Source organism: Cyanobium sp. ATX 6A2 (genome assembly GCF_024346355.1).
In the GTDB taxonomy this organism is placed as follows: Bacteria; Cyanobacteriota; Cyanobacteriia; order PCC-6307; family Cyanobiaceae; genus NIES-981.
Genome location: NZ_JAGQCU010000002.1, coordinates 35,115 through 56,803 on the forward strand (window position 1 = coordinate 35,115; position 21,689 = coordinate 56,803).

The 21,689-nt window shown below is 68.2% G+C and carries 23 protein-coding genes; 10 read left to right on the forward strand and 13 right to left on the reverse strand.

Annotation, left to right across the window (positions count from 1 at the left end; all coding sequences use genetic code 11):
- Positions 1–26: 26 nt before the first annotated feature.
- Entirely contained in the window at positions 27–3,089 is a 3,063-nt protein-coding gene (gene uvrA, locus KBY96_RS02785; protein ID WP_254977698.1) for an excinuclease ABC subunit UvrA, read from the reverse strand.
- Positions 3,090–3,202: 113 nt separating this feature from the next.
- Here uvrA and KBY96_RS02790 point away from each other — a divergent pair, with 113 nt between their 5' ends.
- The gene (locus tag KBY96_RS02790) at positions 3,203–4,105 is read left to right on the forward strand and encodes a GNAT family N-acetyltransferase (RefSeq protein WP_254977699.1); all 903 of its coding nucleotides are present in this window, start codon (positions 3,203–3,205) and stop codon (positions 4,103–4,105) included.
- A 128-nt stretch (positions 4,106–4,233) separates the two neighbouring features.
- On the forward strand, positions 4,234–4,641 hold the full coding sequence (locus tag KBY96_RS16495; RefSeq protein ID WP_396122232.1) for a DUF1830 domain-containing protein: 408 nt from the start codon (positions 4,234–4,236) through the stop codon (positions 4,639–4,641).
- Here KBY96_RS16495 and KBY96_RS02800 read toward each other — a convergent pair whose 3' ends face one another.
- Positions 4,642–5,196: a rhodanese-like domain-containing protein gene (locus KBY96_RS02800; RefSeq protein WP_254977700.1), complete on the reverse strand. Its 555-nt coding sequence runs from the start codon at positions 5,194–5,196 to the stop codon at positions 4,642–4,644.
- The gene (locus tag KBY96_RS02805) at positions 5,184–6,494 is read right to left on the reverse strand and encodes an FAD/NAD(P)-binding oxidoreductase (RefSeq protein ID WP_254977701.1); all 1,311 of its coding nucleotides are present in this window, start codon (positions 6,492–6,494) and stop codon (positions 5,184–5,186) included. The genes KBY96_RS02800 and KBY96_RS02805 overlap by 13 nt, the downstream gene beginning before the upstream one ends.
- Before the next feature lie 97 nt (positions 6,495–6,591).
- Between KBY96_RS02805 and KBY96_RS02810 the strand changes: the two genes are divergently transcribed.
- On the forward strand, positions 6,592–7,272 hold the full coding sequence (locus KBY96_RS02810; protein WP_254977702.1) for a methyltransferase domain-containing protein: 681 nt from the start codon (positions 6,592–6,594) through the stop codon (positions 7,270–7,272).
- Positions 7,257–7,799, forward strand: a complete 543-nt coding sequence (locus tag KBY96_RS02815) for an isoprenylcysteine carboxylmethyltransferase family protein (protein WP_254977703.1) — start codon at positions 7,257–7,259, stop codon at positions 7,797–7,799. The genes KBY96_RS02810 and KBY96_RS02815 overlap by 16 nt, the downstream gene beginning before the upstream one ends.
- A 175-nt stretch (positions 7,800–7,974) precedes the next feature.
- Here KBY96_RS02815 and KBY96_RS02820 read toward each other — a convergent pair whose 3' ends face one another.
- Positions 7,975–8,511 carry a DUF3122 domain-containing protein gene (locus KBY96_RS02820; protein WP_254977704.1) on the reverse strand — a complete coding sequence of 179 codons (537 nt, stop codon included), beginning with the start codon at positions 8,509–8,511 and terminating at the stop codon, positions 7,975–7,977.
- 253 nt (positions 8,512–8,764) lie between these two features.
- Here KBY96_RS02820 and KBY96_RS02825 point away from each other — a divergent pair, with 253 nt between their 5' ends.
- A complete protein-coding gene (locus tag KBY96_RS02825) occupies positions 8,765–9,205 on the forward strand; it encodes a DUF3122 domain-containing protein (RefSeq protein WP_254977705.1) in 441 nt (146 codons plus the stop codon).
- On the opposite strand, the gene KBY96_RS02830 is transcribed toward KBY96_RS02825, so the two are convergent.
- The 6 genes from KBY96_RS02830 to KBY96_RS02855 all read right to left on the reverse strand — a co-directional run bounded on the left by KBY96_RS02830 (position 9,196) and on the right by KBY96_RS02855 (position 13,677).
- Positions 9,196–9,717, reverse strand: a complete 522-nt coding sequence (locus tag KBY96_RS02830) for a rhodanese-like domain-containing protein (RefSeq protein WP_254977706.1) — start codon at positions 9,715–9,717, stop codon at positions 9,196–9,198. The two genes, KBY96_RS02825 and KBY96_RS02830, sit on opposite strands and share 10 nt — an antisense overlap.
- Positions 9,718–9,810: 93 nt before the next feature.
- Entirely contained in the window at positions 9,811–10,452 is a 642-nt protein-coding gene (locus tag KBY96_RS02835; RefSeq protein ID WP_254977707.1) for a DUF3365 domain-containing protein, read from the reverse strand.
- Between the two features lie 4 nt (positions 10,453–10,456).
- Positions 10,457–10,696 carry a hypothetical protein gene (locus KBY96_RS02840; RefSeq protein WP_254977708.1) on the reverse strand — a complete coding sequence of 80 codons (240 nt, stop codon included), beginning with the start codon at positions 10,694–10,696 and terminating at the stop codon, positions 10,457–10,459.
- A gap of 63 nt (positions 10,697–10,759) precedes the next feature.
- Entirely contained in the window at positions 10,760–11,839 is a 1,080-nt protein-coding gene (gene psbA, locus KBY96_RS02845; RefSeq protein ID WP_254977709.1) for a photosystem II q(b) protein, read from the reverse strand.
- Positions 11,840–12,009: 170 nt separating this feature from the next.
- Positions 12,010–12,813 carry an ABC transporter ATP-binding protein gene (locus tag KBY96_RS02850; RefSeq protein WP_254977710.1) on the reverse strand — a complete coding sequence of 268 codons (804 nt, stop codon included), beginning with the start codon at positions 12,811–12,813 and terminating at the stop codon, positions 12,010–12,012.
- 36 nt (positions 12,814–12,849) lie between these two features.
- Complete coding sequence (locus KBY96_RS02855; RefSeq protein ID WP_254977711.1) at positions 12,850–13,677, reverse strand: hypothetical protein; 828 nt, start codon at positions 13,675–13,677, stop codon at positions 12,850–12,852.
- Between the two features lie 51 nt (positions 13,678–13,728).
- On the opposite strand from KBY96_RS02855, the gene KBY96_RS02860 reads away from it, so the two are divergent.
- The gene (locus tag KBY96_RS02860) at positions 13,729–14,604 is read left to right on the forward strand and encodes an NAD-dependent epimerase/dehydratase family protein (RefSeq protein WP_254977712.1); all 876 of its coding nucleotides are present in this window, start codon (positions 13,729–13,731) and stop codon (positions 14,602–14,604) included.
- Positions 14,601–14,795, forward strand: coding sequence for a hypothetical protein (locus tag KBY96_RS02865; RefSeq protein WP_254977713.1), 195 nt, complete (start codon positions 14,601–14,603; stop codon positions 14,793–14,795). The genes KBY96_RS02860 and KBY96_RS02865 overlap by 4 nt, the downstream gene beginning before the upstream one ends.
- Positions 14,796–14,818: 23 nt before the next feature.
- On the opposite strand, the gene KBY96_RS02870 is transcribed toward KBY96_RS02865, so the two are convergent.
- Positions 14,819–15,403 carry a hypothetical protein gene (locus tag KBY96_RS02870; protein ID WP_254977714.1) on the reverse strand — a complete coding sequence of 195 codons (585 nt, stop codon included), beginning with the start codon at positions 15,401–15,403 and terminating at the stop codon, positions 14,819–14,821.
- A gap of 67 nt (positions 15,404–15,470) precedes the next feature.
- Positions 15,471–16,430, reverse strand: coding sequence for an oxidoreductase (locus KBY96_RS02875; RefSeq protein ID WP_254977715.1), 960 nt, complete (start codon positions 16,428–16,430; stop codon positions 15,471–15,473).
- Between the two features lie 7 nt (positions 16,431–16,437).
- Here KBY96_RS02875 and KBY96_RS02880 point away from each other — a divergent pair, with 7 nt between their 5' ends.
- The gene (locus KBY96_RS02880) at positions 16,438–17,196 is read left to right on the forward strand and encodes a polysaccharide deacetylase family protein (RefSeq protein WP_254977716.1); all 759 of its coding nucleotides are present in this window, start codon (positions 16,438–16,440) and stop codon (positions 17,194–17,196) included.
- Here the strand turns inward: KBY96_RS02880 and recN are convergent.
- Positions 17,184–18,872 carry a DNA repair protein RecN gene (recN, locus tag KBY96_RS02885; protein WP_254977892.1) on the reverse strand — a complete coding sequence of 563 codons (1,689 nt, stop codon included), beginning with the start codon at positions 18,870–18,872 and terminating at the stop codon, positions 17,184–17,186. The genes KBY96_RS02880 and recN overlap by 13 nt on opposite strands.
- A gap of 115 nt (positions 18,873–18,987) precedes the next feature.
- Here recN and KBY96_RS02890 point away from each other — a divergent pair, with 115 nt between their 5' ends.
- Both KBY96_RS02890 and KBY96_RS02895 read left to right on the forward strand, forming a co-directional pair.
- A complete protein-coding gene (locus tag KBY96_RS02890; protein WP_254977717.1) occupies positions 18,988–21,051 on the forward strand; it encodes an AarF/ABC1/UbiB kinase family protein in 2,064 nt (687 codons plus the stop codon).
- 20 nt (positions 21,052–21,071) lie between these two features.
- Positions 21,072–21,683: an alpha/beta hydrolase gene (locus KBY96_RS02895; RefSeq protein WP_254977718.1), complete on the forward strand. Its 612-nt coding sequence runs from the start codon at positions 21,072–21,074 to the stop codon at positions 21,681–21,683.
- Positions 21,684–21,689: the final 6 nt, after the last annotated feature.

The following is a 21,689-nucleotide window of genomic DNA, read 5'->3' on the forward strand; positions in this document are numbered from 1 at the left end:
CAGCACACCAGCCCTGGCCATGGGCCTCAAGCCGCCAGGGGCACCGGTGGATGCTGCGCCAACACCTGCTTGAGATACCGGCCCGTGTGGCTGGTGGGATGGGCCGCCACCTCCTCGGGAGTACCACAGGTCACGATCGCGCCGCCCCTGTCGCCGCCCTCGGGGCCCAGGTCGATGATCCAGTCGGCGCAGCGGATCACATCGAGGTTGTGCTCGATCACCAGGATCGAGTTGCCCTTGTCCACCAGCCGCTGCATCACCTCCATGAGCTTGTGCACGTCGTAGAAGCTCAGGCCCGTGGTGGGCTCATCGATCAGATAGAGGGTTTTGCCGGTGGCCCGGCGGGAGAGCTCGGTGGCGAGCTTCACCCGCTGGGCCTCGCCGCCGGAGAGGGTGGGGGCGGGCTGGCCGAGCTTGATGTAGCCCAGGCCCACGTCCACCAGGGTGCGCAGCCGGTCGGCCGCCTGGGGAATGGAGGAGAACACCTCGGCGGCCTGCTCCACCGTCATCTCCAGCACATCGGCGATGGTGTGGCCCCTGAACGTCACCTGCAGGGTTTCGCGGTTGTAGCGGGCGCCCTTGCACACGTCGCACTGCACGTACACGTCAGGCAGGAAATTCATCTCGATCACATTCACCCCCTGGCCGCTGCAGGCCTCGCAGCGCCCCCCCTTGACGTTGAAGCTGAACTGGCCCACCTGGTAGCCGCGGGCCTTGGCCTCCACCGTGGCCGCAAACACCTGCCGGATCGGATCGAAGGTGCCGGTGTAGGTGGCGGGGTTGGAGCGTGGGGTGCGGCCGATCGGGCTCTGGTCGATCACGATCACCTTGTCGATCGCCTGGATGCCGCGCAGCTCGCGCACGCCGGCCGGGAACGGCACCTTCAGGCCCAGCTGATGCTCCAGGGCCGGGTGCAGCAGCTCATTCACCAGGGTGCTCTTGCCGCTGCCGCTCACCCCCGTCACGCACACCAGCCGGCCGAGGGGAAACTCCACGTCGAAGCCGGCCAGGTTGTTGCGCTCGCAACCCAGCAGGCTGAGCCGCCGGGAGCCGGCGCAGCGCCGTTCGGCCGGGGTGGGGATGGCGCGGCGGCCGCTGAGGTAGGCCCCGGTGAGGGAATCGGAGGCGTTCAGCAGGTTGTCGAGGCTGCCCTCGGCCACGATGTGACCGCCGTGCACGCCTGCTCCGGGACCGATGTCCACCAGGTGGTCGGCGGCGCGGATGGTGTCCTCGTCGTGCTCCACCACGATCAGCGTGTTACCCAGATCACGCAGCTTCAGCAGGGTGGCCAGAAGCCTGTCGTTGTCGCGCTGGTGCAGGCCGATGCTGGGCTCATCGAGCACGTACAGCACCCCGGTGAGACCGGCTCCGATCTGGGTGGCCAGGCGGATGCGCTGGGCCTCGCCGCCGCTGAGGGTCATCGCCGGCCGGTCGAGGCTGAGGTAGTCGAGCCCCACATCGAGCAGGAACTTCAGGCGCATGCGGATCTCCCGCAGCACCAGCTCGCCGATCTGAATCTGGCGGGCCGTGAGCAGCGGGTCGGCGCCCTCGCTCTCACCCACCCCCATCAGGGCCTCGATGCGTCGCAGGCTCTCGCCCACGCTGGTGGCGGTGAGCTCATGGATCCGGTAGGGCCCCACCCGCACCGACAGGGCCTCCGGCTTGAGCCGCAGCCCGTGGCAGCTGGCGCAGGGCACCAGCTCCAGATACTTCTCCAGCTTCTGGCGCACGGCCTCACCGCTGGCATCGCGCAACTGGCGCTCGAGGATCGGCAGGATGCCCTCAAACGGCCGCACGTAGGTCTCCGCCTTGCGGTAGCGGCTGTCGGCCTGGATCGCAATCGGCTCTTTGGAGCCGTTGAGCAGCACGTCCCGCTGTTCGGGGCTGAGCTGGTTCCAGGGCGACTTGATCTCGAAGCCGAAGGCCTCGCCCACCGAATAGAGCAGTGAGAAGTAATAGGCGTTGTCCTTCTCTGCCCAGGGAGTCACCGCCGCGTACACGGGCAGGGAAGGATCGGGGATCACCCGCTCGGCGGTGAACCGGCGCAGATGACCGATGCCGTGGCAGTCGGGGCAGGCGCCGTAGGGACTGTTGAAGGAGAACAGCCGCGGTGAGAGCTCCTCCATCACCGCCCCGTGCACCGGACAGGCGAAGTTTTCGGAGTAGAGCCGCTCCCGTTCCAGACCCTCCGGCAGCTCCTCGCCGGTTTTGGGCACCAGCTCCACCAGGGCCAGGCCGTCGCCGCGCTTCAGCGCCGTGCGCAGGGAATCGGTGAGCCGCTCCTGGATGCCGTCACGGGCCACCAGCCGGTCCACCACCACCTCGATGTGGTGGGCGTGGTTCTTGTCGAGCTCGATGTTGTCGGCCAGCTCCCGCACCTCGCCGTTGATGCGCACCCGGGCGAAACCTTCGGCCACCAGGCCCCCCAGCAACTTCACGTGGCTGCCCTTCTTGCCGCGCACCACCGGCGCCAGCAGCTGGTAGCGCAGGCCCTCGGGCAGGGTGAGGATCTGGTCCACCATCTCGTCGATGGTCTGGGGTCGGATCGAGCGGTCGCACTGGGGGCAGTGGGGCTCGCCGGCGCGGCCGAACAGCAGGCGCAGGTAGTCCTGGATCTCGGTGACCGTGCCGACGGTGGAGCGGGGGTTGTGGCTGGTGGACTTCTGGTCGATCGAGATCGCCGGCGACAGCCCCTCGATGGCATCCACATCGGGCTTGTCCACCTGGCCCAGAAACTGGCGCGCGTAGGCCGAGAGGCTCTCCACGTAGCGGCGCTGGCCCTCGGCGAAGATCGTGTCGAAGGCCAGGGAGCTCTTGCCGCTGCCGCTCACGCCGGTGAACACCACCAGGCGGTTGCGGGGGATGGTGAGGTCGACGTTGCGCAGATTGTGCTGGCGGGCGCCGCGCACACGGATCACATCCTCGAGGCTGCCGCCGTTGAGGGCCCTGAGGGCAAGGGTCTCGTCGATGGCGGTATGGCGCGGTTGATCCGAGCGGGGCTGCCGGACCGCGGCAGCACTCCCGGCCGCAGGCGACGCCGAGCTCGTGGCAACTGTGCCCTTGGCAGCTGAGCTCCGGCCAGAGGGCATGCGGCATCCTGCAGAACGACTGATCCTAGAAGCGCTGGTGCGGCCGCGAGAGTGGCGCTAAACAAGGTGCAGCGGCTGCAGCAGGCCTGAGGCGCCGCCGGTGACGCTGGTCCATGGGCTCGGTCCTCACTATCCGCCCGCTGGAGCGGCGCCACATCCCGCTGGTGACGGACTGGGCCAGGGCCGAGGGCTTCACGCCGGGGGCAGGCGATGTGGCCATCTACCGCCACACCGACCGCCAGGGGCTGTGGCTTGGCTGGCTGGGCCAGGAGCCGGTGGGCTGCATCGCCGGCGTGCGCTACAACGCCGCCTACGGCTTCCTGGGCCTGTTTCTGGTGAGGCCCGTCCATCGGGGCCGGGGCTACGGCGTAGCGCTCTGGCGGCACGCCCTGGATCACCTGGCCGATTTGCGCTGCATCGGCTTGGAGGCGGCACCGGAACGGGCACACGACTACGCAGGCTGGGGGTTCGCGCCGGCCTCCACCACCACCCGCTGGCAGCTGATCCGCGAGAGCCACCGCAGCGACAGCCACACCGACACCGACACCAGCGGTGGGTTCGGCGGGCCGGAGCCGCGCCTGCTGGAGGGCGCGGCCATCCCGGCGGCGGCGGTGCAGGCCTACGACGCCCAGCGCGAACCCAGCCCCCGACCCCATTTCCTGGCCGATTGGCTCCAGCACCCGGCCGGCACGGTGCTGGCCCTGGTGGATGGCGAGGGCCGCTGCCATGGCTTCGGGCGGATCCGCCCCTGTCTACTGCGGCGGGGCGAGGGCTGGCGCGTCGGCCCTCTGCTGGCCGGCAGTCCGGCCCTGGCGGGCCAGTTGCTGGCGGGTCTCATCCACCGGCATCCGGGGGTGGTGCTGATCGACGCGCCGGGGGCCAACCCGGCGGCGGCGGCGCTGCTGGAAGGGCTGGGCTTCCGGCCCCTCTCACGCACCCTGCGGATGTATCGCGGCACGGCACCGACGGTGCCGCTCAGCGATGTCTACGGACTGGCCTGTCTGGAGCTGGGCTGAACCGGGTCCGGGCCAGACGGGGACGGGGGGTAAGAACACTCATTCGGCCGCAGCGGTGGCCTGCGACACGCTTTCCAACGGCGGGCAACCGCAGGATCGACACCCGGGTCCCCTCGCCAGATGCCGCCATGACGCGCCGCACCAGCCCCGACCCCGATCGCGGCGGCCACACCGCCTTTGGCTACCGCAACGCCCGGGACGTGATGGTGGTGCTGCGCTGCAGCGGACCGGATCAGTTCTTTCTCGAGCGGGTGGTGTTCCCCTTCGAGCTGCTCACCTTCCTGGCACCCCCGGACGCGGAGGTGCGCATCCACGGGCCGGCCGCGGGCGGCATGCGGTTACTGGAAGAGGTGTCCCTCGAGGAGCTGCGACTCGAACCGGTACCGGTGCCCCGCCACCCCCTGGAGCAGCTGAGCATGCGCCATCTGCTCAACGACCTGCAACAGCGCTACGCCAGCGATCCCAGCGACGCCAACCGCATCCGCCTGGTGCAGCAGGAGGAGTTGCTGCGCCGCTGGCTGCCGGGGCAGGCCTGATCAGCGCTCCAGCGCGGGCTCGTAGCCACGGGGCAGCAGGTTCCAGTCGGCGCCATACACATGCACCCGGCGGGTGGAGCGCCCGCCGGCCTCGAAGGGCAACCCGGCATGGGCCCAGGCCAGCACGCTGCCGGCCAGGTTGCGGGCCGAATAGCCCTCCTCGATCAGCTGCCGGGCGTAGAGCCCGCTGCGCACACCGATGGTGCAGTAGGTCACGATCAAACGATCGCGGTGGCGCTCCCGATCGCGCTCGAACGCCTGGCGGCTGATCGCCCCCGGCAGCATCGACACCGCCTGCTCGTGGGGTTCACGCACATCCACCAGCAGGGGCTGCCGGCCGGGCCCTGCTGAGCGACCATCGCTGAGCCATTCGGTCACGCTGATGTCCGGTACGGCGGGGAACAGACGCCGGCGGAAGGCGGCATAGCGGCGCTCCACCTCGGTGGCCAGTTGCTGATCGGAGGCTCCCCGCGGCAGCCGAGGCCCGCAGCCCACCACCGCCAGCAGGGCCAGGGCCAGGGCGAGGGATCGCAGCGGGGAGCTCAGGCCTGCCAACGCATCAGGCCCAGGCGCCGGGCCAGGCCCGCGAACGGCTTGAGGTAGGTGGCCTCATGGGGCTGGGCCTTGAGCATCCGGTTCCAGTAGATCCAGGGGAAGCCGAAGCGCTCCAGCAGCCAGGCGAACCAGCGCTCCTTCACCGGATTCATCAGAAAGCTGCTCACGGGCTGCTTGCTGTAGTCGAACTCCACCATCATCACCGCGTGATCGTTGGTGATCAGGGGGCAGGCGCTGTAGCCGTCATAGGCGGGATCAAGGGGCCGGCCCTCCAGCACCGCCAGCACATTGGCCGCCACCACCGGCGCCTGCTTGCGCACCGCCGCCGCCGTCTTGGCGGTGGGGAAGGAGCCCACATCGCCGATGGCGAACACATTGCCGTAGTGCACATGCCGGGCGGTGTGCGGATCCACCTCCACCCAGCCGCCACTCGCGCGCCCAGGGTCACCATCCCTGGGCCGAACGGCCAGGGGGCTGGCGGCCACAACCGGCGGCGCCGACATGGGCGGCACCACGTGCAGGAGGTCGAAGTGAATGGTGTCCATCCGCTCGCTCTGCCCAGGCTCCTGGAGGCGAAAGCTGGCCAGGCCGGCCTCTCCGTCCACCGCCACCAGATCGTGGTGGTAGCGCACCTCGGAGTGGTGGCGGGCGGCGATCTCAACCATCTTGTCGCTGTAGGCCTGCACCGGGAACAGGCTGGCCTGGGCCGTGCAGAACAGGATGCGGCTGTTCACGCCCACGCCGCTGCGCGCCGCGAACTGCTGATGGGCCAGGTGCATGATCTTCTGGGGCGCCCCGCCGCACTTGATTGCCGTGGCCGGCTGGGTGAACAGGGCCGTGCCGCCCTGGAACTCCTCGAAGCAGCGACGGGTGTAGCTGGCCATGGGCCGGCTGTAGATGCTGGTGACGTGGTGATGGCCCAGGGTCTCGGCCAGGCCCCGCACGGCGGTCCAGTTGAGCTCGATGCCCAGGGCCACCACCAGCACGTCGTAACCGAGACGCCGGCCGCCGATCAGGTCCACGGCGTTGTGGTCGGGATCGAAACCCACCACCTTGCTTTGAATCAGGGCCACTCCCTCCGGCAGCACCTCCCGCTCAGCGCGCCTGGTGTCCTCCGGGGCGATGAAGCCTCCGGCCACCAGCACCCAGCCCGACTGGTAGTCGTGGAAGGGCGATGGCTCAACGATGACGATCTCCAGCTGGGGGCTGAGCTTGCGCAGCCAGCTGGCCAGGGTGATGCCACCGGTGCCGCCGCCGGCGATCAGCACCTGAACGTGCGATGCGGGTCGGAGGGGCATGGGGCTCAGGCTCATGAGTATTTCGACATATGATGCTTACGTCATTCCAGAATAGTCCTTGTTTCGCCCCGTGTTGTCCCGTCCTGCTGACTCCCTGTTGTCCTGTCACCGCTCCGGGGACCATTCCCGGCGCTGGGACCAGCGCTATCGCGAGGGCAGCGATGGCTGGGAACTCGGCCAGCCCGCCCCGCCCCTGGCGGAGTTCCTGCGTCACGATCCGCGCCGTCCAGAGCCGGGGGGTGCGGTGCTGGTGCCCGGCTGCGGCCGCGGCCATGAAGCGGCCCTGCTGGCCGAACTCGGCTTCTCGGTGGTGGGCCTGGATTTCAGCGGCGAGGCCCTGCGCGAGGCCCGCAGACTGCACGGTCCCGACCGCCCCGGGCTGCGCTGGCTGCAGGCCGACCTGTTCGACCCGGCGGCGCTGGAGGCTGCCAGGCTTGGGCCCGGCAGCCTGCGGGGTGTGCTGGAGCACACCTGTTTCTGCGCCATCGATCCGCAGCTGCGTGAGGCCTACGGGGCCACCGCGGCGCGCCTGTTGCAGCCGGGCGGCTGGCTGCTGGGCCTGTTCTGGTGCCACAGCCGGCCCGGCGGTCCACCCTGGGGCAGTGATCCCCACGAGCTCGCTCACCTGTGGCGGCAGGCCGCTCTGGTGGAGGTGATCTGGGAGCCGGCCAGCGGCTCGATCGCCAAACGCAGCGACGAATGGCTGGGGCTGTGGCGCAAACCCATCAACCCCGAACGGTCACGCGATCAGGAGGACTCACCATGCTTGATCACCTGAAGCAGCGCATGCAGAGGTGGGGCTTCACCTGGGAGGGGCTGCGCGACAACCGCCGCGGTGAGTGGTGGGTGCTGGCCCAGATGGCCCTGATTGCCGCGCACGCATTGCCGGCGGCACCGGCCCTGAGCGAATTCGGGCTGCACTGGCCGATGGCCCTGCGGCTCAGCGGCGCCATCGTGGTGGTGATTGGCCTTGCCGTTGGCGCCCAGGGTGCGTTGAACCTGGGCGACAGCCTCAGCCCCCTTCCAGAGCCGATCCCCGGAGCGGCCCTGGTCACAGAAGGTGCTTACGGCCGTTGCCGGCATCCCTTGTATCAGTCGCTGCTGCTCTGCTCCCTGGGGGTTGTGCTGCTGCTCGGCAGCCTGCTGCACCTGGGGCTGCTGGTGGCCCTGGCCGTTGTGCTGGGGTTCAAGGCTCGGCGGGAGGAGCAGCGCCTCTGCGAAAGCCATCCCGACTATCCGACGTACCGGCAGAGCACGCCAGCGATCATTCCGCATCTGCCAGGACTGGACTGGAGAGGCTCATAGCTCGCCGGCGCCGTTCCGTCGCGGTGCCTGTTGTCTCTCCTGGCCGCCTGGCCAGCCCTGCCAGGTCACCGCTCATCGAACCTGATATCCAGGCCCTCCAGCAGCGGCGGCACGACGTCGGACACAGCGGCGAAAAGGGTTGGCCGCGGCACCTGGAAGACAGTTGGTCCAGGATCTAGCTGGCACACGCTGCCGTCAGGGAATGGAGCGTCTGAACCTGCCCGGGGGCCAGAGCAAAACTGAGCTCACCCTTTGAACTCGGCACGATCATCTGCATCGCGATGCCATCGTCAGGAATCGGACTGAGGCACCCCGCTTCGTACTGGGCTGAATCGGCCGGGATGGCGCCACCTGCATTGATCAACAACTCCTCGCTGCGATTGGCGAGGCTCCAGGTCTGCTGATTGCCATCAGTGAGTATCAAAGGCAGGGCGTGATCCAGCTTCAGCCCGGAAGACTCAGCATTCAGTCGCAGTCGCAGGCCAGACGGAGCGTTGACATCCGAGCGCTCAAAGAGCATTCCTCCCAGCCGGTGCCCAGAACCGTCGTCAAGAAACCAGTTTCCTGCTGTATCTGCCGAGGCTGCCAACGGGGCGAAGAAAGGTGAAGCCAGAAGGAGCGCCACTGCGAGCATCCCAGCACCTCCAATTGCGAGAATCCGCCGAACTCGCCGCATGATTCCAAGCGTGAATGAAGCAAAAGGAAGACTCATGGCTCTGATTCATCTGTACTCTCTAAGTCTAGTCATGGTTACGGCAGCGTATTCTGAGGCAAGTCAGATTTGATCCTCCACCTGAGGACACCAGCAGTGGTGAGTTGCTTGGCATTCTTCTGTAAAGAAAGACACCGTCAACCCGTCTATCGCCTTATCATTAGCTCACCTATAGTTGAAGTAGATCATGAGGTTGCCCATCCGCCTTTCAGCGTTCCTGCAGAGATCGGCACTCAGCGTTCTGCCCTGTCTGTTGGCTGTTCTGCTGGGAGCTCTTCCTGTCATGGCGGCGGAGAGCTGGTCTCTCCACGATGGGGCTGGCCATCGCCTCAATGCACAAGTCTTCGAGCAGCCGTTCCCGGAGTATCCCGCAGGTCTTCGAATCCGCCTCAATGCGCTGGATGCCAATACAACACTGGATCACCAGCAACAACTGCTGTTGAGCGATTCAACGGGCCAGGAGTGGAGGTTGCCCAACCGCAGTGAAGAACTGGTTCAGAGAGGTCAATCGCCGATTCCATCCGGTTCGGCTCAGTTCGACATCAACGCCTTGCAACCTCGCCCAAGTGAGGCGCTTCCTCTCCATTTCACAGTCCCCACATCCACAGGTATCTTGAACTTCGATCTCACCCCCGATCAGGCCATGGAGCTTCACAGTTTAGAGTCTGTGCAACGGCGTGACGATCAGGGCTGAGCCCTGGCAAGGCCTTCTGACAATGACACGGGCTCTCCAGCTGTTGTCCAGCCAGCAAAGCTTGGTGGAAAGCCCTTCACATCGGTAAAGCCTTGCAGACGAAGCGCCATCACACCCATCGCAGATCGATACCCCGTCGAGCAGTACAACACAACCTCTCGATCAGTCGGGATAGCATCCAGATGCCGGTCGAGCTCTTGAAGGGGGATGTTGATGGCTCCAGCGATATGACCGGCTTTGTACTCGGACGAACTCCGCACATCAATCAGGAAAGGGGTTGAGCCGTCGATCAAGTTTTTCAAGGCGCCAACCGTGCCTAGCGCATAATAGTCAGCCGGGATCGAGCTGAGATAGTGATCAACAGCACGCTCCAATGGGGACACGAGTTCGGGATGAACAAGCGCCTGATCATCAGATTGGGCTGTCCCAATGGTGGCTGCAGCCGCAAACCCTGAGTTCAATCCGATCAGCATATAGATTGCCAGAGCAAAGCCGCAGAGCGACGCTGACATCACGTCCCACAGCTCAGGCAGACTGACCGGATGATGACAACGTCGTTTCAAAGCGCGTACCGAGAGATCTGCTGTTGGGAGGTGTTCACCAGCTCAGGGAGTGGTGGCAAGTGCTTCTTGCAACTCCGGCAAATACACCGCATACATGCCGCGCAGATCACCGGGCTTGAAGTTGAAGGCCTTGTCGTTCGGGTAGTTGGCCTTCACGAAGCCCGGCCGGCTGTCTCTTGTGCCATGGCAGGCCAGGCAACTGGCCTCCACATTGATGCGCCGGTAATAGTTCAGGCCGGCTCCCTGCGCAGCCGTGGCGGGTTCCCACAGGCCCGTGATCTCGGGATGCCTGGCGAAGAGATCGATCACCTGGCTGTCCTGGGGGCCGGCGGGTGCATGGTCGGGGTTGCGGAACTTGGTGGCCACCTGGCGCACCTGCCAGCCGTTGTCCTTGCCGATCGCCATGGCCCGCATGCCCACGGGCTTGCAGACCTCCTTCATTGTTTCGATGGTGGGTTCGTCGCTGACGCCCTCAAGGGTGGAGGCCAGTGCAATGCGCATCTGGTCAAGCTGTTCCACTTCCACCACGGCCTTGGCCAGAGCCGAAGAATCGTGCGGTAGAGGGGCCTCTGCCGCCAGAGCCACAGGGGGCAAGGCTGCCGGCAGCCCGACAAGAGCAACGACCAGAAGCAGGGAGGAGAGGGCCAGCCATGCCAGCCGCGGGAGTTGGAAGATGGAGGTCATGGGTTCAGGCGTTGGTGAACGCTGGCGACGTCCCTGAAGTCAGCAACTTCTGGACGATGGCAATACCGCTGACCGCCTGCCAGCCAAACAGCAGCAGCACCACATTGATCGCCACGTGCAGGGGAAGCAGTGCCCACATCAGCACAGGGTGGACGAAGTTCAGGGCGAAGGGCATAAAGCCTGGCTGGGCGAGGAAAGGGATCCGCGCAGCCGGTATAAACGGAAGGCTCGCCAGGAAACCCATGGGCGAATCGGTAGGAATCCTGGAGATACCAATGGCATCGGCTGGACGGGGTTCAAAGCCGCACTAACCGATCGGCGGAGCACTGAGGGCCATGGGCTCAGACGGCACAGCCGCCAGGTCGAGGGGGAAGTTGTGGGTGTTGCGCTCGTGCATGGCCTCAATGCCCAGACCCCCACGGTTGAGCACATCGGCCCAGGTGTTGATCACACGGCCCTGGTGGTCGAGCACCGAATGGTTGAAGTTGAAGCCGTTGACGTTGAACGAGAAGCTGATCACCGCCAGGGTGGCAAACCAGATCCCCACCACCGGCCAGGCGGCCAGGAAGAAGTGCAGGCTGCGGCTGTTGTTGAAGGACGCGTACTGGAAGATCAGCCGGCCGAAGTAGCCGTGGGCCGCCACGATGTTGTAGGTCTCCTCTTCCTGGCCAAACTTATAGCCGCGGTTCTGGCTCTCGGTTTCGGTGGTCTCACGCACCAGCGAGCTGGTGACCAGGGAGCCGTGCATGGCGGAGAACAGGCTGCCGCCGAACACACCGGCCACGCCGATCATGTGGAACGGGTGCATCAGCACGTTGTGCTCGGCCTGGAGCACCAGCATGAAGTTGAAGGTGCCGGAAATGCCCAGGGGCATGGGGTCGGAGAAGCTGCCCTGGCCGATGGCGTACACCAGCAGCACGGCGGTGGCCGCACCGACTGGGGCGCTGTAGGCCACGGCGATCCAGGGACGCATCCCCAGGCGATAGCTCAGTTCCCACTCCCGACCCAGGTAGGCATAGATGCCGATCAGGAAGTGGAAGATGATCAGCTGGTAGGGGCCGCCGTTGTAGAGCCACTCATCGAGGCTGCTGGCCTCCCAGATCGGGTAGAAGTGCAGACCGATGGCGTTGGAGCTGGGCACCACCGCCGCGGTGATGATGTTGTTGCCGTAGAGCAGGCTGCCGGTGATGGGTTCGCGGATGCCGTCGATGTCAACGGGGGGAGCGGCGATGAAGGCGATGATGAAACAGCTGGCTGCCGCCAGCAGGGTGGGGATCATCAGCACCCCGAACCAACCGATGTAGAGGCGGTTGTCGGTGCTGGTGATCCAGTCCTTGAAGGACTCCCAGGGGTGGCTCCGCTTGGGAGCCAGGGACGTTGAAACCATGACGGGAATGAGAACGGAGAACAGGGGAAGAACGAGCAGGCGGGACCCAGAACCTGCCTGCTCATAACGGTAGCGTTGAATTGAGATAGGCGCGTAGCGCAGGGATGGGTGCTTGTGCTCATTTCCGCAGCCCCGCTGCTCAGACCTGCTGCTAGGCCCAGCTGGGGCGCTCACTCCGCCGGCAGCACCTGGCGGTAGCCATTGGCGCTGCACACCCGCAACGGCGTGGCGAACAGCTCGCTCAGGGGGCCGTCGCGCAGGAGCTCCTCCACCGGGCCGTCGCCCACCACCCGGCCCTCGCGCAGCAGCACAGCGCGGCGGATCTCGGGGATGATCGCCTCGATCTGGTGGGTCACCAGCAACAGAGTGGTGCCGGATCGGGCCAGATCCCGCAGCAGCCCCAGCAGCTGGTGCCTGGCCTGCAGGTCGAGGCCGTTGGTGGGTTCATCGAGCACCAGCACCTCGGGCCCGTGCACCAGGGCCCGGGCCAGCAGCAGCCGGCGGCGCTGGCCATCGGAGAGCTGGCCGAAGGGCCGCTCGGCCAGCTGCGCCAGACCCAGCTGCGCCATCAGGGCCGTTACCCGCTCGGCCATGGCGGTGGTGGGCTGCTGGCTGCGGCCGATCCCCACCGAGCCGAAGAACCCCGAGAGCACCACATCGGCTGCCCTCACCTGGGGCCGGTACTGGGCCTGCAGATCCGGCGACACCAGCCCGATGCGCCCGCGCAGCTCCCAGAGATTCACAGTGGTGCTGCCGAAGATCCGCAGCCACGAGCCTGGCTTCACCACCGGATAGAGCTCGCGGCTGAGCAGCTTCACCAGCGAACTCTTGCCTGAGCCGTTGGGACCGAGGATCACGGTGTGCTCGCCCCGGTGCAGGCACAGGCTGAGGTCGGTGAACACCGGCCTTGGCCCGAGCCAGGCCTCCACGGCCTGCAGCTCGAGGTAGGCGCTGGGATCGCTGGTCGCGGGCATGGCGCTCACCGTAGGCAGGAGCGCCGCTGCCGTCGCTCAGGGGCGCCGGAAGCGGCGCAGCTCCCAGGCCGCCAGCCGCTGATCGCCGTCGAAGCGCAGGCTCACCTGGTGGAAGCGCTCGGCATCGAGGCGGCAACCCACCTGCAGCACGAACGCCCCGGCCGGCAGCTGTTCCGGCAGAGAGCACACCAGGCCATCGGCGAAGCCGGCCGTGCGCTCGTGCAGGGCGAAGTGGGCGGCGCGGAAGGGCGCGCAGGGCTGGGGCGGCGGATCCTCCGCCGGCCAGCGGTGGGGCTCGAGGCGCTCCACGCTCCCCGGCCAGCCCTCCTGCTCCGCCAGCAGCTGGCGCCAGGCGGTGGCGGGCGGGCGCGGAGGATCGGCAGGGCTGGAGAGACTGCAGCGGAAGGCCACCGCCGCCAGCGCATCGAGCTGCCAGCGCAGGGCCTCGCCGCTGCCCACTGGGGCATAGAGCAGCACCAGCATGGAGCGGGAGCGGCGGTGGAAGAGGTTCAGCTCATGGCCGAAGCGCGGCTGGGCGGGGTCCAGCGCCAGGCTCGACTGCCCGCCGGCACCGGCAAACTGCCAGCACATACCGCCACGGTTGTAGGTGGAGCGCGACAGCGGCAACCGCCGGCGCCCGCCGGGGGCCAGCAGCAGGCCGCTGCCATCCCACAGGCCCGTGTCCGCGTCGCTGAAGCTGATGGCGTAGGTGGTGTCTGTGATCGTGCGGCTGGGGTGGGCGAGATCCAGGGGCCCGGCCGCGGCGTCCCCCTCGCGCGGGCGCCGATACCAGTGGCTGGTGCCGCACCAGCGCCCCTGGAAATTGCGGCGGTTGAGCTCCCACTGGCGGTCGTGACCGGTCATGGCGGGGCTGGAGCGGGATTCCTAGGGTCGCCTCTGCGACGCGGAGCGTCGATGCGGATCACCATCCTGGGCTGCGGCTACGTGGGCACGGCCCTGGCTCGCCACTGGCGGCAGCAGGGGCACCACCAGCTGCAGCTCACCACCACCTCGCCACAGCGGCGCGCCGAACTGGCAGCGCTCGCCGATGCGGTGCATGTGCTCGAGGGCGCCGATGCCGCGGGGTTGCAGGCGGCGCTGGAGGGCAGCGAAGTGGCGGTGTTCAGCCTGGCCCCCACCGGCACCAGCCAGGTGGGAGCGGAGGCCTATGAGGCCACCTACCTGCGCAGCTTCGAGGCCCTGGAGCAGGTGCTGCCGCGGCTGCCGCGACTGCGCCAGCTGATCTACACCGGCAGCTGCTCGGTGTACGGCGACGCCGGCGGAGGCTGGGTCGATGAGACCACCCCGCCGGTGCCCCGCGACCGCCATGGCCAGATCCTGCTGGCCAGCGAACAGCGGCTGCAGGCCTGCGGGGACGGGCAGCGGCGCGTGGCCATCCTGCGGCTGGGGGCGATCTATGGCCCCGGCCGGGAGCTGGAGCCGCGCCTGCACCGACTGGCGGGCAGCACGCGGGCGGGGGACGGGGCCAGCTTCACCAGCTGGATTCACCGCGACGACGTGGTGGGCGCCCTGGCCTGGGCCGTGGACAGCGGCCTCGAGGGCATCGTCAACCTGGTGGACGACGAGCCCCTGACGGTGCGTGAGCTCTGCGAGAGGGTGCTCACGGCCGCCGGTCTGGAGCCGGTGCGCTGGGACCCGCAGGCCAGGCCGGAACGGACCCCGGCCAACCGGCGCATTGCCAACCAGCGGCTGCACGACCTCGGCTACCGCTTGCGCCATCCCCGGCTGCTGCCAGCATCGAACGGAAGGCCGGCCAACCCCAGCGCGTGAGCCAAACCCTGTTCCTGGTCCTGGTGATCCCCCTGGCCCTGCTGCTGCTGGGCACCGTGCTGCTGGAGGGCAACCAGGGCCGGCTGCCGGTCTGGCTGGAGAGCCTCAGCCGTCACCAGGGGTGGATCTGGAACGGCGGCATCGGCCTGATCATCGCCCTGTCGCTGCTGCGCTTTCTGCTGGGGCGCTGAGGTGGACCGCTCAGAACTCAGCCTCAGCTCACGGTGTAGCCCCGGCCTTCCAGGCAGGCGGTCACGGCACGGTTGAAGGCCTGGCGGCGGTACTGCAGCAACTGCTGCTGCTCGGCTTCGCGAATCCGTTGCTGCCGCTGCAGGTCGCGGGAGGCCTGCTGGCGGTCGCGACTCTGATCCACCTGCCGTCCAGCTCCGACGATGGCACCACCAGCGGTACCGGCCAGGGCGCCACGCCCGGTGTTCCCCATGATCGCGCCTGCGGCCGTGCCCACCAAGGCACCGCGTGCAGTGGAGCGGGCCACATCAGACGCCCCCTGGTTCCTGGCCCGTGGTTCCGGTGTGATCTGGGAGGGGGTGTCTGGAATTGGAGCGGTGGGATCAAAACCAGTCTGGTCCATCGCCCAGAGCCGGCACTCCAGGCTGTCCTGCCGCTGCTGCTCAGCGCTCTGGCCGCCAGCGGGGTAGATGAACAGGTCCTGGGCTGTGGCGCGGAGCGACAGACCGGCGGCCAGTCCCCCCGAGCAGAGCAGCGTCGCAGCAACCCGGGCTGCACGAGAGGCAACACCAGAACAGTTGGTGAAGTGGCGCTGGGGCAGATCGGGCAACACGGTCAGGGCCTGAGGCAGTTAGGTGGCCATGAGCATGGCAGAGGTGTGCATGGCGCCAGGCGCCTCAGGCCGCCACGGTGATGTCGCCGAGTTCCTGGGCACGGCGCTCCCGGGCCGCCCCGCAGAGCTCCTCGCTCACCTGCCAGAGGCGCTGGCACTGCTGGGAATCAAGGGCCGCCGGAGCCACGCGGGCTTCGCTGGGCCAGCCGCGCATGCCGCCGAACTGATCGGGGCCGTAGTGGCCCCCGGGTTTGGCCTCGGGGGCGGTGGCGGCATGGAGCTGGGGCAGGGCGCCCATGGCCGCGCTCTGAAACAACGGCGCCATCAGCCGGTAGGCGAGGGGTTCAATCCACGACCCGCTTGCAGCCACCGACGCGGGCTGCAGGTTGGTGCGCGCCACCCCGGGATGGGCCGCCAGGGAACGCACCCCGGCATCCTCGGCATCGAGGCGCCGCTGCAGCTCGCGGGCGAACATCACATTGGCCAGCTTGCTCTGGCCGTAGGCCTTCCAGCGGTCGTAGCGGCGCTCACCCTGAAGGTCGTCGTAGTCGATGCGGCCGAAGTACTGGGCGCCGGAGGTCACGGTGACCACCCGGGCATCGGGCCGGCCGCGCAGCAGCGGCACCAGGGCCTGGGTGAGGGCGAAGTGGCCCAGGTGGTTGATGCCGAACTGAAGCTCGAAGCCATCGCGGGTGAGGACCCGGGGAAGCCCCATCACACCGGCGTTGTTGATCAGCAGATCGAGCCGGCCGTAGCGCTCGGCGAGCTCCTGGGCGGCCCTGAGCACCGAGGCCAGATCAGCCAGGTTCACATCGAGCAGATCCACAGCGCCACCATCGGCCACGGCACCCAGGAGCTCCTGGCGGGCGCATTCGGCCCTGGTGCGGGAGCGACAACCCAGAATCACGGTGGCCCCCCTGGCCACCAGGGCACGGGCAGTTTCCAGCCCCAGACCACTGCTGGCGCCAGTGATCAGGGCCAGGCGACCCGATTGATCAGGGATGTCAGCGGTGGTCCAGGGCATGACGACCGTGAGCAGATACCCAGTGAATGTAACGGTGTATGAACAGCCCTTGGGGCGGCTGGCCCGGACCCTGGCCTGGGGGCTGCTGCTGCTGCTCAGCCTGCGGATCTCCTGGCTGATCCGCAGGCTCCTGGCACCACTCCTCCCCCAGGTGCTGTTCTGCGCCCGGGGCCAAGGGGCGGATGGGGCCAGGCGGGTGGCCCTCACCCTCGATGACGGCCCCAGTGGTGCCGGCAGCCTGGAGCTGCTCGATCTGCTGCGCCAGCTCCAGGTACCGGCCACCCTGTTCCTGATCGGCGACCACCTCAACCGGGGCGGCGAGGGTTTCGTGGCGCGGGCCCTGGCCGATGGCCACCAGATCGGCAATCACATGGCGCAAGACAGCATCTCCGCGCGCCTGCCCCCAGAGGGGTTTCTCAACCAGCTGCGCCGCACCGAAGCCGCCCTGCGTGGCGCGGCCGCTCCCCGCTCCCTGGCGCTGCGCTGGTTCCGGCCCGGGGGCGGCCGGTTCCACCGGGCCATGCTCGAGTCCGTCAGCGCCGAGGGCTACCGGCTGGTGCTGGGGTCGGTGTTTCCCTACGACACCAACCAGCCGCCGCTGTGGTTCCTGCGCCGGTTCCTGCTGGCCAACGTGCATCCGGGCGCCATCGTGGTGTTGCATGACCGGCCCGACACCATCGCCGCCACCCTGCACACCCTGCGGGCCGTGGTGCCGGAGCTGCGGCGGCGGGGCTACCGGTTCGTGAGCCTCGATCAGCTCGGCTGACGCTCCAGCAGGCTGGCGGCGTAGGACTGCATGGCGTCTGCGTCGCCCCCGGCCAGCTCGGCCAGTTCGCTCCGGCGGGCGGGTGTGTCCCGCAGGTGGGACACACGGGTATGGGTGTGGCCGTCCACCACCTGCTTGGACACGCGGAAGTGGTGGTCGGCCGCGGCCGCCACCAGGGGCTGGTGGGTGACACAGAACACCTGCCGCCGCTGGGCCAGCCGCTGCAGCAGGGCCGCCATCGCAGCACTGACGCGGCCGCTGACGCCGGCATCGATCTCATCGAACAGCAGGGTGACGTGCGGATCGGCCGCCGCCAGGCAGGTTTTCAGGGCCAGCAGGAAACGGCTCATCTCCCCGCCGGAGGCCACCTCCGCGAGGGGCGCCAGGGGCTGGCCGGGGTTGGCGGAGAACAGGAACCGCACGGCATCGGCCCCCTCCTCGCCGGGTTCGCAGGCCTCGAGTGCCACCGCGAAGCGCACCTGGGCCAGGCCCATGGGCCGCAGGGCCTCCATCAGCTGGGTCTGAAGGGCCTCGGCGGCGGCGGCCCTGGCGGCGCTGAGCACGGCATTGGCCTGGTCACGACGCTCCCGGGCGCTGGCCTCCGCAGCCGCCAGCTGCTCCAGCTCGGCAGCGGTGCCGCCGGGGGCAAGCTCCGCTCGCAGACGATCGCGCAGGCCGATCAGCTCCGCCAGCTCCAGGCCCTGACGGCGCTCCAGAGTGCGCAGATCGGCGATGCGCTGCTGCAGCTGATCGAGGCGCTCGGGATCGCTCTCCAGGCTGCCGCCGTAGCGATCCAGCTCGCGGGCCAGATCCTGCAGGTCGGCAAGCGCCCCGGCCAGCCGCTCCCGCAGCGGCTCCAGGGAGCCATCCAGCCCAGCCATCAGCTGCAGTTCCTGATCACAGGCGGCCAGATGGTCGAGCACCGACGGTGCCGCTTCGGCCCCCTCCTGCAACCGGCCCAGCAGCGTCATCACCCCCTCCTGCAGGCGCACGCCATGGGCAAGGCGGTCCTGCTCCAGCTGCAGCAGCTGGCGCTCCTGGGGGTCATCCAGGGCAGCCGCCTCCAGCTCGGCCAGCTGCTGCTCCTGCTGTGCCCGCTCCCGCTCCAGGTGCTGCCAGTGGGAGCGGGCCTGCCCCAGGGCGCCGGCGGCCGCCCGCCAGGCCCGCCAGCTGAGGGCCGCCGGCTCCAGGGCACGCAGCAGGGCCTCAGCGCCGAAGCGATCGAGCCAGCGCCGCTGCTGACCCGGACGGGCCAGCTGCTGGGTCTGACCCTGCACGGTGAGATCGAGCAGCAGCGGCCGCAACTCCTGAATCTGGGCGCGATTCACGGCCACGCCGTTGAGGCGGTGGCGACTGCTGAGGCGGCCATCCCCCAGCCGCCACTCCCGGCTGAGCACCAGCTCGCCGTCGTCGCACTCCAGCTCCTGCTCCCCCAGCCAGGCCAGCAGCGGCGGCGTGAGCCCGAAGCTGGCCTCGATCCGGGCCTGGCGGCAGCCCTGACGCAGCAGGCGGCTGCCGCCGCCGGGCTGACCGCCGCCCAGCAGGGCATCGAGGGCATCGAGCAGGATCGATTTTCCGGCACCGGTCTCGCCGGTGAGCACCGTGAACCCGGCCTGAAAGTCGAGCTCAAGCCGCTCGATCAGGGCGATGTTCTCGAGGCGCAGTCCGGTGAGCACGGCCGCCGCGGGATAGAACAGGTGTACGCAGCGACCGTAGCGGCAGTTTCTGTCGTTTAGAAGAGGAAACCAGCCCAGCCCCTGGGGCGATGCCGACACCATCGATGACGACACCATGGTGAGCAGTTCCCCCGCCTCCGAGGCCAGCACCAGCATCAAGCCCAACGACACCAGCACCTCCGAGCGCACTGCTCTGGAATCGGCCGCGGCGGCCATGCAGGCCGCTGTGCACCAGACCTCACCCCCCCACCCGTCTGGATCAGCCGGATCTGCTGGTGGCGTGGCTGACAGTGGTGAGCTCACCGATTTCATCGAGGCCTCCGGGCTGCTGGCCTACGACCCGGCGGCCATCACCCGCATCTACGCCGGCCGGCCGGAGCGGCTGCTGCGGCGCCTGTGGCAAACGCTGGTGCCGATCGGCCTGTTTCTGCTGGGGGTGGGCTTCGACAAGCTCACCCGGCGGCTGCACAACCCCAAGCACGCCCGAGCCCGCTCCCGGGAAGCGGCCGATCTGGTGGCCTCCCTGGGCCCGGCCTTCATCAAGGCTGGGCAGGCCCTCTCCACCCGCCCCGACATCGTGCCGCCGCTGCTGCTGGAGGAACTCGCCCAACTGCAGGACCAGCTGCCGGGCTTTGACCCGCAGCTCGCCATGGCCTGCATCGAGGAGGACCTGGGCGCGCCGGTGGGGGAGATCTTCGCAGACCTCGAGCGCGAACCGATCTCGGCGGCCTCCCTGGGCCAGGTGCACCGTGGCGTGCTGCACAGCGGTGAGCGGGTGGCGGTGAAGGTGCAGCGGCCGGGCCTGCGTGAGCAGATCACGCTCGATCTCTACATCGTGCGCAACCTTGCCGCCTGGCTTAACCGCAATGTGCGTCTGATCCGCAGCGATCTGGTGGCGCTGATCGACGAGCTGGGCGCACGCGTGTTCGAGGAGATGGATTACCTCAACGAGGCCGACAACGCCGAGCGCTTCGCCCAGCTCCACGCCCATAACCCCCGCATCGCCGTGCCCTGCATCCACCGCCAGGCCACCAGCCGGCGGGTGCTGACGATGGAATGGATCGATGGCGTCAAGCTCACCAGCCTGGAGGCGGTGCGGGAGATGGGCGTCGATCCCGATGACCTGGTGCAGGTGGGGGTGAACTGCAGTCTGCAACAGCTGCTGGAGCACGGCTTCTTCCACGCCGATCCCCACCCGGGGAACCTGCTGGCCCTGAGCGACGGACGGCTCGCCTACCTCGATTTCGGCATGATGAGCACGGTGAGCCGCGAGGCGCGCACCGGCCTGATCCAGGCGGTGGTGCACCTGGTGAATCGCAACTTCAGCAAGCTCAGCAAGGATTTTGTGAACCTCGGTTTCCTGGCCGAGGACGTGAACCTGGCGCCGATTGTGCCGGCCTTCGAGAGCGTGTTCGGCCAGGCCCTGGAGATGGGCGTCAGCCGCATGGACTTCAAGGCCGTCACCGACGACCTCTCCGGGGTGATGTATCGCTTTCCCTTCCAGGTGCCGCCCTACTACGCCCTGATCATCCGCTCACTGGTGACCCTGGAGGGCATCGCCCTGAGCGTGGATTCCAACTTCAAGATCCTCGGCGCCGCCTATCCCTACTTCGCCCGGCGGCTGATGGAGGATCCCGATCCCAGCCTGCGCCAGAGCCTCAAGGAGATGCTCTTCGACGGTGAGGTGTTCCGCTGGCAGCGGCTCGACAACCTGATCGCCAGTGCCGCCCAGGGCTCGCAGCTGGACCTCGACAGCCTGCTCGATCAGGTGCTCGACTTCCTGTTCTCCGCCAACGGCGGCCTGCTGCGCCGGCAGCTGGTGGAGTCGGTGATCACCCGGGTGGACGCTCTGGCCTGGCACACCACCCTGCGGCTGGGCAAGCGCCTGCCGGAGCGGCTGCAGCCTCCTGGCCTGCGCCGGCGTCGAGCCGAGGGTCCCGGTGATGTGCTGCTGAGCCTTGAGCCGATCCGCCAGCTGGTGGCCATCCTGCGGTCCCTGCCGGGGTTCGAGCCCCAGCTGCTCGTGAAGCGTCTGCCGCGGTTGCTGGGGGAGCGGGAACTGCGCCGGATGGGTGTGGATGTGGCCCGTGGCCTGGCCGAGCGGGGGGTGGTGCGACTGCTGCGCGACGTGCTCGTGGACCCCTCCCTGAGGCCAGCCCATGGGGTGGTCAGCGCCTGAAAAGCCCTTAGGGTTGCCCCATGACCACCTTTCGCCTGCGCCAGCGGCAGCTGGCACGATCCCATCGCTCCCGGCTGCTCGCCGCGATCCTCGGCCTGGGCCTGGGCCTGGGCCTGGCAGCCCCGGCCGTTCAGGCCGCTGAAAATCTGGTGTTCGTGAGCGGCGCCTTCCGGCGATCGATCCCGGTGAGCGACCTGGAACTGCTGGCCGAAACCGGCGTGGCCCAGGGCCTGCTCTCCGATGTCATCCGTATCAGCGAACAGGATCCCGCCATGGTCTCGGATCTGCTCAACCAGTCGATCAGCCTGCCGGTGACCCTGGTGAGCCGCCTGCTCGGCACCCGCATCGGCGAGGCCCTGCTCGACCGCCTGGCCCAGATCTTCCATCCCCTCATGGCCCCTGGCGTGGGGGTGCCGGCCCTGCGCTCGGCGATCGTGATGGGACTGGTGGAAGGCGATGGTGAGCTCTCGGCCATCTCCTTCCTGCGGGCCTACCCCACCAGTGAGCTGGAGGTGAACATCCCCAACCTGCTGGCGGTGGTCGAGCGCGCCAGCTCGGTGAGCGAACTGGTGCGCTTCTTCTCCGAATCTCCCCTCGACGGCCTGCGCGGCACCAACGGAGCCGAGAACTAGATTCAA